At 37.7% G+C, this 10,600-nt stretch carries 13 protein-coding genes; 6 read left to right on the top strand and 7 right to left on the bottom strand.

The features are described from left to right. Nucleotides 1-263: 263 nt before the first annotated feature. Complete coding sequence (gene mntA, locus H1P_RS26450; RefSeq protein ID WP_144873227.1) at nt 264-716, top strand: type VII toxin-antitoxin system MntA family adenylyltransferase antitoxin; 453 nt, start codon at nt 264-266, stop codon at nt 714-716. Next, nucleotides 713-1,072 carry a type VII toxin-antitoxin system HepT family RNase toxin gene (gene hepT / locus H1P_RS26445; protein WP_144873224.1) on the top strand — a complete coding sequence of 120 codons (360 nt, stop codon included), beginning with the start codon at nt 713-715 and terminating at the stop codon, nt 1,070-1,072. The genes mntA and hepT overlap by 4 nt, the downstream gene beginning before the upstream one ends. 148 nt (nt 1,073-1,220) lie before the next feature. On the opposite strand, the gene H1P_RS26440 is transcribed toward hepT, so the two are convergent. The 3 genes from H1P_RS26440 to H1P_RS39030 all read right to left on the bottom strand — a co-directional run bounded on the left by H1P_RS26440 (nt 1,221) and on the right by H1P_RS39030 (nt 4,214). Further along, a complete protein-coding gene (locus H1P_RS26440) occupies nt 1,221-3,392 on the bottom strand; it encodes a tetratricopeptide repeat protein (protein ID WP_222427251.1) in 2,172 nt (723 codons plus the stop codon). 218 nt (nt 3,393-3,610) lie between these two features. Further along, on the bottom strand, nt 3,611-3,970 hold the full coding sequence (locus H1P_RS26430) for a hypothetical protein (RefSeq protein WP_144873218.1): 360 nt from the start codon (nt 3,968-3,970) through the stop codon (nt 3,611-3,613). 118 nt (nt 3,971-4,088) lie between these two features. Then, nucleotides 4,089-4,214, bottom strand: a complete 126-nt coding sequence (locus H1P_RS39030; protein WP_281291231.1) for a hypothetical protein — start codon at nt 4,212-4,214, stop codon at nt 4,089-4,091. Between the two features lie 236 nt (nt 4,215-4,450). On the opposite strand from H1P_RS39030, the gene H1P_RS26425 reads away from it, so the two are divergent. After that, nucleotides 4,451-5,851 (top strand): MATE family efflux transporter, encoded by a 1,401-nt coding sequence (locus tag H1P_RS26425; RefSeq protein WP_144873215.1) that lies wholly within the window; start codon nt 4,451-4,453, stop codon nt 5,849-5,851. A 545-nt stretch (nt 5,852-6,396) separates the two neighbouring features. Here the strand turns inward: H1P_RS26425 and H1P_RS26420 are convergent. From H1P_RS26420 to H1P_RS26410, 3 genes are all read right to left on the bottom strand, one after another. After that, nucleotides 6,397-6,915: a hypothetical protein gene (locus H1P_RS26420; RefSeq protein WP_144873212.1), complete on the bottom strand. Its 519-nt coding sequence runs from the start codon at nt 6,913-6,915 to the stop codon at nt 6,397-6,399. Nucleotides 6,916-7,058: 143 nt separating this feature from the next. Beyond that, the gene (locus H1P_RS26415; RefSeq protein WP_144873209.1) at nt 7,059-7,262 is read right to left on the bottom strand and encodes a zinc-binding dehydrogenase; all 204 of its coding nucleotides are present in this window, start codon (nt 7,260-7,262) and stop codon (nt 7,059-7,061) included. A 202-nt stretch (nt 7,263-7,464) separates the two neighbouring features. Beyond that, nucleotides 7,465-8,328: a helix-turn-helix domain-containing protein gene (locus tag H1P_RS26410; protein ID WP_144873206.1), complete on the bottom strand. Its 864-nt coding sequence runs from the start codon at nt 8,326-8,328 to the stop codon at nt 7,465-7,467. Between the two features lie 143 nt (nt 8,329-8,471). Between H1P_RS26410 and H1P_RS26405 the strand changes: the two genes are divergently transcribed. Continuing rightward, nucleotides 8,472-9,128 carry an FMN-dependent NADH-azoreductase gene (locus H1P_RS26405; RefSeq protein ID WP_144873203.1) on the top strand — a complete coding sequence of 219 codons (657 nt, stop codon included), beginning with the start codon at nt 8,472-8,474 and terminating at the stop codon, nt 9,126-9,128. Between the two features lie 201 nt (nt 9,129-9,329). Continuing rightward, nucleotides 9,330-9,641, top strand: a complete 312-nt coding sequence (locus tag H1P_RS26400; protein ID WP_144873200.1) for a hypothetical protein — start codon at nt 9,330-9,332, stop codon at nt 9,639-9,641. Between the two features lie 115 nt (nt 9,642-9,756). On the opposite strand, the gene H1P_RS26395 is transcribed toward H1P_RS26400, so the two are convergent. Further along, entirely contained in the window at nt 9,757-10,176 is a 420-nt protein-coding gene (locus H1P_RS26395) for a VOC family protein (protein ID WP_144873197.1), read from the bottom strand. A gap of 169 nt (nt 10,177-10,345) precedes the next feature. On the opposite strand from H1P_RS26395, the gene H1P_RS36565 reads away from it, so the two are divergent. Then, nucleotides 10,346-10,519 (top strand): hypothetical protein, encoded by a 174-nt coding sequence (locus H1P_RS36565; RefSeq protein WP_186376155.1) that lies wholly within the window; start codon nt 10,346-10,348, stop codon nt 10,517-10,519. Nucleotides 10,520-10,600 lie beyond the last annotated feature (81 nt).

The raw sequence follows: 10,600 nt of genomic DNA, 5'->3' as shown, positions 1-10,600 counted from the left end.
TGAGGATTTTATCCACCCTCCACATCTATAATTTCATAATTTAACCAAAAATTATCCCTCATTAATCTTAGTTATCTGTCAAAGATAGAGAACTAAATCCCTATTTTTGCCAAAATGAGAATTGCTGCTTTTGAGGTTTCCTCAAAAGTTTAAATTGTCCGTGCTAAGGCGCAAAGAAGGACACAAAGATTTTATGAGAAGCAATCAAGCGGACTTCATATAAGTCGGCGATAAAATACGATGGGTAGTAATAGGAAGCATCCATGTTAGAAACATCATCCGATCTCGAACGCATCAAAAAATTAGCTCGACAACTACCAGAAAAAATTCCCTATTTGAAAATGCTAGTCTTGTTTGGTTCAAGAGCAACAGGTAATGCTAGTAATCATAGCGACTGGGATTTTGCAGTTTTATATGATAACAAACAAGAGAATAATGAGACAAAGGCTTGGGGTAGATTCGATTTACCAATGCTGCTTGGAGAGGTATTGGGTATTAACCCTGAAAAAATCGATATAGTGGAACTAAATCATTGCTCTTGGTTAATTTCTCATTTTGTTGCTCGCGATGGTATTTTAATTTTTGAAAAAGACCCTTATGGTTTTGAATATTTCCGCTTAACATCCTTAAAACCAGAATCGGAACTAAAAAAATTCCGTGAAGAACAACATAAGTTGATTGCGATCGATTTAAATAATTGGTCAAAACCAACATGAGTAATATACAATCTGAGATTGTTTTGACCAGGTTAAGGTTAATTGCTAAATATTATAATATTTTGGAACAGTTTTCTAATATTAGCCTTGATGATTATCTTATTGATTATAATAAGCAACTCATTATAGAAAGACTATTGCAATTAATAATTCAAGCTGCGATAGATATCAATCACCATATTTTATCTAGACTGCGATCGGGTAATATGGTAAATAATTTTGAAGCATTTATAGAACTTGCTAAATATGGTGTCCTAACTGAAGATTTAGCCAGACAATTAGCACCATCAGCAGGATTAAGAAATCGTTTGGTTCATGAATACGATGAAATAAGCAATACGCATAAACGCATTTGACACTTTTAAATTTGCTACTTGCTACTTGCTACTTACGAACCGACCGCTTTAATTGTCCTAATCTAATTTTGTACGGCTATAGATTCTAATCAAGTCTTTGAAGCGATTCCTTTTGCGCTACAACAAGATCCTCTGTATGTGAAACAAATCAATAATTATTTGATTTCCTCAGAAGAATAAAATTTTCAGTTATGAGACGAATCATCTCCGTTTTGGGATGATCTGAACCCAAAACCTGCTCTGCAATCTCCAAGGCTTGGATGAAAAGGGGTTCGGCTTGGTCGTACCTTCCTTGGTTAGAGTAGAGTGAAGCTAAATTGTGCAAGCTTCTTGCATAGTCGGGATGATCTTCTCCTAAAATGCGTTTTGTTAACTCTAAAGCTTGGATATAAAGGGGTTTAGCTTTTTCGTATTTTCCTTGGTTAGAGTAGAGTAAAGCTAAATTGTTCAAGCTGGTTGCATAGTGGGGATGATCTTCTCCTAGGATGCATTTTATTAACTCTAAAGCTTGGATTAAAAGGGGTTCTGCTTCCTCGTACTTTCCTTGGGCATTGTAGAGTAAAGCTAAGTTGTTCAAGCTTTGTGCATAGTCGGGATGATCTTCTCCTAAGATGCGTTTTCTTAACTCTAATGCTTGGATTAAAAGGGGTTCTGCTTCCTCGTACTTTCCTTGGGAATAGTAGAGTCCAGCTAAATTGTTCAAGCTAGTTGCTGTGTGGGGATGATTTTCTCCTAGGATACGTTTACATAGCTCTTTTGCTTGGGTATAAAGAAGTTCGGCTTCCTCGTACTTTTCTTGGGATTTGTAGAGTAAAGCTAAGTTGTTCAAGCTTTCTGCATAGTTGCGATGATTTTCTCCGAAATGAGATTTAACTACTTCTACATATTGCTGAAACCAAGGTTCTGCTAAGGTATATAAACCTTGTCCGTTGTAAAATCTAGCTAAACCAATAAAAGCCCAAATTAAATTTTCATCGCTGACTGCATCAAGGTGATTTTCTGCAACTTCTGTTAAATGGGGAATCGCGTTTTTCACAGAGTTGATAAACTCTAGGGTTGTTGCTTCAGGAATTGTTCTACCAATTTCGATGAACTTCGCGCAGAAGCTTTGTGTGTAGTCACGTTTATGTTCTGAGTCGTTGATTTTGGTTTGCAGAAACTCTCGAATTAAGGGATGAATTTTATAGCTAGCTTCTTCTTCACCTAACCTTTCGATGAGATGGCGTTTATAAAGTTGCTTTTTCGCGTTCTTAACATCTTTCTTTATCCAGTTCAATGACTCGCTAACAGAATCTACATATTTCCAAGCAATTACAGTCGGCTCGAATAAACTTAACAATTCTCCAACTTCCTTGGTCTTTAAATCAAGCCTTTTCCAAGTCAAATTAAATGCAGCTTGAACCCCCAACTTCGCTGTCATTTCTGTTGCTTCTAAGTCCTCTGATTCGGGATTAATAGCCTCCTGATCCAATCGCTCTTCATTCAATTCTTCCAAGATCTCAGCGACTGATAAATCTGGGTCTTCTAGCAAATATCGTCCCACTAATTCTAAACCAAGAGGTAAATAACCCAGCCATTGACATAAATCTTTAGCTATTTGAAGTTCCCTGTCTATCCGTCCATCTTCCTCACCCAAAATACCTCTCAACAGTGACAAAGATTCATCCTCTGAGAGTACATCTAGGGGTAGATCGACAAAATTAGAATCTAACCGTCGCTGACGAGTTGTGATTAATAACTTAAAACGCTGATTATTAGTTCTTGGTAATAGTTTTTTGATATCTCTGTATTCTGTAACATCATCTAATATTACCAACACCAAACCTTCTGGTGGTCGCCAATTTTGCCAACACCAAGCTACTTGTTCCTCCACAGTCAGCGCATTTTCTTGCAAATCTTTCTGTGGGACTTCTAAACCCATCTCCAACTGGATAAATTGAATAATTTCCGTAGCTAAATTTCCACCTCTAACATTTAACCAACAAATACCCCCAGAATAATCATCGTTGTGTTTATTTGCGTACTGTATCGCTAACTCTGTTTTACCCACACCACCCATTCCCGACACAGCAGAAATGGCGACTCTGTTGTTTTGTCCCTCGTATAACTCCTGGTGAACTGTGATTAGGTCGTCTTGTCGTCCAACAAAGTTCTTACTACCAAATTTAGGTATATATTTGATGGGTTTAAAAGGTTTTTCTGGAGGGGGATTGTTAATAATTTTACGATTATCATTATAATCTCGCCCAATATTCTCGTTATAATTACCTGAGTTTAGATCGATATCGAGATCGCCATTCCCATCGTTATTGTTCATCATCTTTCAACAGGTAAAAATAAATAATCGAAATAAAAAGTATAGTTTTATGCTTAGAGGACATCTGAAAAGTTATTTTTTGACGTTCGAGTTCTTGGTTTTGCCCCCCAGCCCCCCAAATCTGGGGGGAGAAGGATAGAAAGTCCCCCAAATTTGGGGGATTTAGGGGGCTTTGGTGTAACAAATGGGACTTCTCAAACAACCTCTTAAACATCAAGTACTTAATTGCTTGTATTGCCCCAATCTTCTAGTGCAGCAACCACAAAAGTAGCTGCAGGATGATCTATTAATGAGTCTAATGCAGATATTCCACCAGCTTTTAGCGCACTAAATATCCGCGCTTTTAATTCTGGATTATTTTCAATCTTCTTAATAGTTTCAGATGCTACCTTCTCTTTGCCTAAATCAGTACTCGTATCATAGGTTTTATCTAATTGTTTGAGTAATTCTTGAATTTCTGCTGCTGCTTGAGCGAGATTTTGTTTTTGTGGTGCATTATAATAATTACCCTGAATATAATCCCCTTCAATACGCTCGTTATAGTTACCGCTACCCAGATTAATGTTGCGATCGCCAGTCATTTGATTGTTCTCCTTTTTTGATAGTTTACTAAAAAAAGTATTTCTTCAAACTTCTAAGCTGACCAACATCGAGTTTGCCAAAACGTTTCAAGCTATATATAGGGATTGAGCGTCAGAATTATGCAGCTTTTATGTGGATCGGTTGCTGATACTCTTCAACGAGAATAGATTGCCAACCTAAATCTTTACTGGAAACAATTGGTAATGGAGTTTCAGTTTGTGGTTTGGGTAACGAACTTGTCACAAACTTTTTACCTCTTATTCAAAACTCGCAGCAAGATTTTGATATCCGCGCAAGATTTAAATAGCTCTTCAAGTTTGAGTTACTTATTCTGTAATTGTAACGATCGAACCAACAAAGCTTAAAAAGCATAAAAGTTTTTTAAAAAATTGCCAACTTTAGCATCACTCCTAGTTCGGGAGGAGAGCGCAGCTTTGTAAGTTGTCATCATCAAAAAACTAATTTAAAGGTATTATTTCATGACTTCTATTTCAATTCGTTCCAATATTCAAACAGAAATCCGTGAGTTCTTAAAACTAGCAATTCCCCTAGCTAGCGCACAGGTTGCTCAAGCAACAACTGGATTTGTCGATGCAGTCATGATGGGTTGGCTAGGGCAGGAAGTCTTAGCAGCAGGTGGATTAGCCACAATGATTTTTATGGCAATGATGATGACAGGGATCGGAATTATTTCTGGGGTAAGTCCATTGGTAGCAGAAGCTTATGGGGCTAAACAAAATCGAAGGGTAGGACAGATTACTCGTCAGGGTTTGTGGATTGCTTTACTATTAGCCATTCCTGGAATGATGATTATTGCTAATTTAGATGGTTTAATGCACCAGTTTGGACAAGCAGAAAATATCGTAACTCTTGCCGATACCTATCTGAATGTAATGGCATGGGGATTATTTCCAGCGATCGCATTTGCGGTACTTAGAGGCTGTATTGTTTCTCTTTCGGAGGCTCGTCCAGTCATGTTCATTGTAGTTACCGCAACGGGATTTAATATTATTGGCAATTATGTTTTAGCATTTGGTAAATTAGGTTTTCCTGAAATGGGTATCGCTGGTTTAGCAGTTGCTAGTATTTGCGCTCATTGGATTATGTTCTTGTCTTTACTGGGTTACATGGTTTGGCACAAAGCACTGCGCCAGTATTCTCTCTTCAAAACCCTGCATCGCTTAGAACCTAAAACTATGCAGCAATTGCTTTGGGTAGGTGGACCTATTGGTATTACAACCCTACTAGAATATGGACTGTTTACAACCCTGACATTTTTCATGGGGGCTTTAGGAACACCTGTTTTGGCAGCGCACCAAATTGTCTTACAAACCCTGACAGTAATTTACATGGTTCCTTTAGCCATGTCCTACGCAGCAACCGTTCGAGTTGGACAGTGGTTTGGACAGCGAGATTGGCAACAGGTTCGACAAGCTGCATTCGTTAGTATTGGATTAGCAGTGATGTTTCTGATTGTTGCTGCGATCGCCCTTTTTACTCATTCACGACAAATCATCGGGCTTTATCTCAATCTTAACGATCCAGCTAACGCCAATGTCTTGAATATCGGAGTTTCTCTGATGACAGTGGCAGCTTTTGGACAAGTTTTAGATGGTGTACAAAGAACGGCTAACGGTGTCCTACAAGGGTTGCAAGATACTCGGATTCCGATGTTACTAGGTACTTTTTCTTACTGGGGAGTTGGTTTAACAACAAGCTACTTTCTAGGATTTCATACCGATTTGGCTGGCACAGGAATATGGCTTGGTTCTTATATCGGTATAGCTACCGCAGCGATCGCGTTTATCTGGCGTTTTCGGGGAATTTTATCAAAGAAAGAATCTCGTCATCCTATTAACGGCTTGACTTTTAAAGAATAAATTGACTCGTTTATTTGGGCTCACTCTCAAAAAACTAAGCAAATTATTGGAGTATTGTCATCTCAATCGCCAAAGCATTCAAAACATCATTTTTCGCTATCAAGCTACACACTAGAAAAAGTTTAACGTCATTTTTTCCTCAAGTATTTTAGTGATCTCTTAAATTTTTAGCGATCGCCTTTAGCTCTCTTTGTTGAAAATTATATCAATTAAGAGAGTGTCGCTCTGAGAATTTAATTGAATGTGCGGTAAAGATGAACTTTATGAAGTTAGATGAAGCTCTATCTTTTGTGTAGCGAGATGGTCTATTAGCAATTAGTTCGTCGCCATACCAGCTAGCTCCAGATGGACTCCATTGTTCCTCTTCTTGAATGTTGGGGTCTGGTCTGAAGTCAATGTAAATATTTTTTTAATGACATGAGTACTACACATACTATATGTGGGTTATGGGCATAAAGAGAACAACGATTACATAGAGAAATCTTGGGCATTACAACACCATCAATACTGCCTCTAGTGTGCCTTAAGAAAAGACTTACAAATTATTAGAATTGTCCGACATAATCTTTAAGTTGACGTACATTACAAACGATTGCTGTTCCCACTTCTATTCCAAAACCTGCCGAATATGGTTCACCATATTCCAAAATAACTGGTGAATTAAAGCTGGGGATTCCAGTAGCTGATATAGCTCGGTGATTATCGTATCCAGCAACGGAGATAGTAATGCTTCCACTATTATAAGTTGCTTTCCAATCACTTTTCTCTAGGTGGATATTAGCTAGCTCATCGGTAATTTTCTGGGCTCGCGAATCACATTGGATAATTCTGGCGACAATATTAGTAGTGTTGTCTTGAGAATTGATGCAGTGGCGAATAGTCTCCTCCAGTAACATTTCACCAGTTATAGAGCTATTTGTGGCAGGAATTGTTGATGTAAAACAAACAAGAAATTCTGGTGAGTTTGCTAGGTTCTGTTGAGCCGAAACAGTTAAAACTGCGACTATCAAAGCCTTTTTCATGGTAAAAATTCTCTCAAAATCTTCGATTTCTATAGAACCCATTTCAATACCGTTCGGTTAAGGACTAATAGCGAGTGCTAATTAATAACCAATAATAGTCTTGACACTCTTTACTGCCATATCAAGGGCTTGACTTACATTGTCATATATCTCTTGGGGCTGATATATAAAACCATCCCAAAAGACTATCTCGTAATGACGATTTTTCCAAAATGCTTGCCTGATTCTAGCAGTTCGTAAGCTCTTCGTGCCTCCGAAAAAGGAATAACTTCATGAACTACTGGCTTTAAACGGTGCAGTGTAATTGCCGTGTTCATGGCTTTAAACATTTGTCGGCTTCCGACGTAAATTCCTTGAACTCGTAATTGATTAGAAAATACTCTTGCCAATGACAATCCAGATGCTTCGACTCCACTAAGAACACCAATTACACCGATAAAGCCATTAAGACGAGCGATCGCTTTTCTCCGCTCGTCTTAATGACAAACTCATTTTATTTAGGTCAATACCACCTAAGAATCTAATTATTTGCTGAGATGGATGTTGGAATGCAGATCAGAAATTAGTTTGAAGATACTGAAATTCATTCAATTATCTATTTTGGCGATATTCTCTGGGAGTCATTCCTGTCATTTGACGAAAGTATTTTCCTAAATGAGCGTGACTATTGAAACCGCATTCTAAAGCTATGTTTGCAATCGAAATATCGGCTTTTTTTAATAACTGTTTAGCTAGTTCGATTCTTTGCTGTATTACATACTGATGAGGAGATATTCCTGTAGATTTTTTAAATAATCTACTGAAATGAAATTGACTAATGCCTAAAAACTCGGCTAAATCCTTTAGTTTAATTGATTGAGTAAGATGATCGTTAATATAATCTGTTACTTGAAGCAACTGGAGATCGCTCAATCCTCCTTTATAAATTGCTACTTGAGGTTTAGTTCCAGAATAATCTCGCAGTAGGTTAACTGTTAAAGCATTAGCTAAAGATTCGATATAAAGCTTTCCTACCCCATTACTACCTTGATACAGTTCGGCTCGTAACATCATGGCAAGTTGCTCAATTTGAGAATTGCGATCGCAAAATTCTGTCTTTAATTCCAGGCGATCTGGATCGGAGTTGATGGCTTCTGTAGCGACTTGCTTGAGAAACTGGGGAGGAATTCTTATTTGTAAGTAGTGGTCATTACCATAGGCTCGATAGGAACTAGGAAGTTCGGCTGGCGTAATAGAAATATCGCCTTTAGTATAAACTCCGACATAAGAGCGATCGTCGACAGCTTGCCAAATACGATGAGGTTTGGTTGCCAAACATAAAGCAATTGTATGCTCTTTTTCAGCAAAAATTTCGCCACTCCCTAGAGGTTGCTGAAATTCTTCAACAATAAGAGATTCCCAACCCAAATCTAGACTGGAAACAATAGGTGATGATTTTGTGGACGAACTAACCATAACGCTTTACCTTTTTGACAAACTGATAGCAATATTTTGGAAGTTGAGCAAGATTTAGATAGCTCAAAATTATTCAGTTATTTATTCTGTAATTGTAACGATTTAACTGACAAAACTTAACAAGTATAGAGGTTTCCTAAAGTATGGTTAACTCAACCTGCGCGTTCCCTCGTCTATTACACATTGATGCTAGTCCGAGGGGAGATCGCTCCCACTCTCGCAGATTAACTAGAGAATTTGTCGAAGCTTGGAAAAAAACACATTCTACTGCTACGGTAACTTATCGCGATATCGGTCGTAATCCTATTCCCCATGTAACCGAAGACTGGATTGCAGCAGCTTTTACTCCATCAGAAAAGCTGCTGCACCAAATGCAGTCAGCCCTTCACCTCAGTGACGAATTAGTAGATGAATTTTTAGCAGCAGATATTTATGTCATGGGTGTACCGATGTATAACTGGAGCGTAACCAGTGGTTTTAAAGCATACATCGATAATATTGTCCGAATTAATCGCACTTGGGCTTATATTCCCGACGAAAACCCAGAATTTCCTTACAAGCCTTTAGTACATGGTAAAAAAATGTTCGTTATTGCTTCTCGTGGAGATGGTGGTTTTGCACCTGGAGAACGCAACCATCAACGGGATTTTCAAACACCACTAATCAAAGAAGCATTTGGAATGTTGGGTGTTACCGATATTACTTTTATTACAGTGGAAAATGACGAGTACGGTGGACAGAAATTAGCTGATTCGATTGCATCTGCTCGTACCCAAATTGCTGAATTGATCTCAGTATAAGCATTGTCACCATTAGCTTAGAAGAATTCATGAACTATCAATCACAGTTAGAGAATGCCTTTGAGCATTTTCTTAAGGGATGGGCAACTGGAAACCGCAAACGGCTTTGTCTTTGCTAGAGGACATCGCTCAAACTCAAAAGCCGTAAAGAAAAGAAAATTAGTCTTTAACAAGAATTATCTTAAAATTTGAGGAATCAAAATGTTACCAGAAAAGAAGCATATCACTAATAAAAATCACCAGCAAAAAAGCAAATTTGTTACAGTAATTCATCCAGAAAAGTTAACGGCAATAACTACAGCAGAAAACGACAATCTTACTAAAAACACAGCATTACTCGATCGCGATTCTTTAGTTAGTTGGTTATTTCTCATCGGCTCATTGATGTTTCTTTTCGATGGATTAATCGAACTTACTGAAGGTATTTCAATCCATGTATTTTTGCACCTTCCTGCCAGTGTGGTGTTTGTTGTTGGTTCGTATCTGTTTATGCCGACAGATGAAAACAGTTAAGTCAATATTTTGACTCAGAAGAAGAAATAAATCAAACGTATGATGTGAATTAAATTATACGCTTGGTGCGAATTAGGAAAAGGCAGAAAAAGATAGAAGATGAAAGTTATCAAAATTAGAGCATAGTTTTCTCTACTGTCAAACCAATTTCCTGACCATAGGAAAGTTCGAGAGTGTGACCATCTGGATCGCGCAGAAATGCCCAATAGCCTACTGGATATCCAGAGTCTTTCGGTTCTTTAATCAGTACACCCTCAGAACGCGCTTTGTTGCAGAGATTATCCATATGTTTGCGACTCGAACAACCAACACCAAGATGTGCGAATGGAGAAAGAACAGGAGCTACAGAATCGGTTTGAATTAAAACAATTACAAAAGGTCGAGTACTATCAGTGAGCCAAACTACGGCAACACCTGTTTCCGCATCAATACGATGATGAACAACCTGCATACCTGCATAGGTGGAATAGAATTCAATACTTCGCTCAACATTTGATATGGGGAGCGCGATGTGAGTCAGTCCAATATCAATCATTGTTAGTTACAGAAGGCACTAATCAATAACCTTCTTTTTAAGATTATAAATAGTTCAAATATTTTTTTCGGAGAATTATCATGTCATTTTCTAAAGCTGTTAAAACATCAAATAGCGATCGCTCTATTTTCTAGATCCAGTAAAAATATCGACTAATAAGGAAAAATAAATGAAATTTCTGCTTGAAGAAAAAGGTATTGCTTACAAAATATTCAATATCTCTGAACTTGAAGATATGGCACTTGTTATTGGTGAATCATTCTCAAGTTCCGAACCAATGGCAGTTTCACAAGGTATCCCTCTTCTGTCACTTTCCGAATTAAAAGATTACGAAATAAGGTGATTTATCCAGAAAGAAGCAGTGTGGGAAATTGATTAATGCTATCAATTAAGTTATGTAATCCTAGTAATAAAGAAGAATTAG

This window comes from Hyella patelloides LEGE 07179 (assembly GCF_900659865.1).
Taxonomy (GTDB): domain Bacteria; phylum Cyanobacteriota; class Cyanobacteriia; order Cyanobacteriales; family Xenococcaceae; genus Hyella; species Hyella patelloides.
This window is presented reverse-complemented; position numbering and strand designations above follow the sequence as displayed.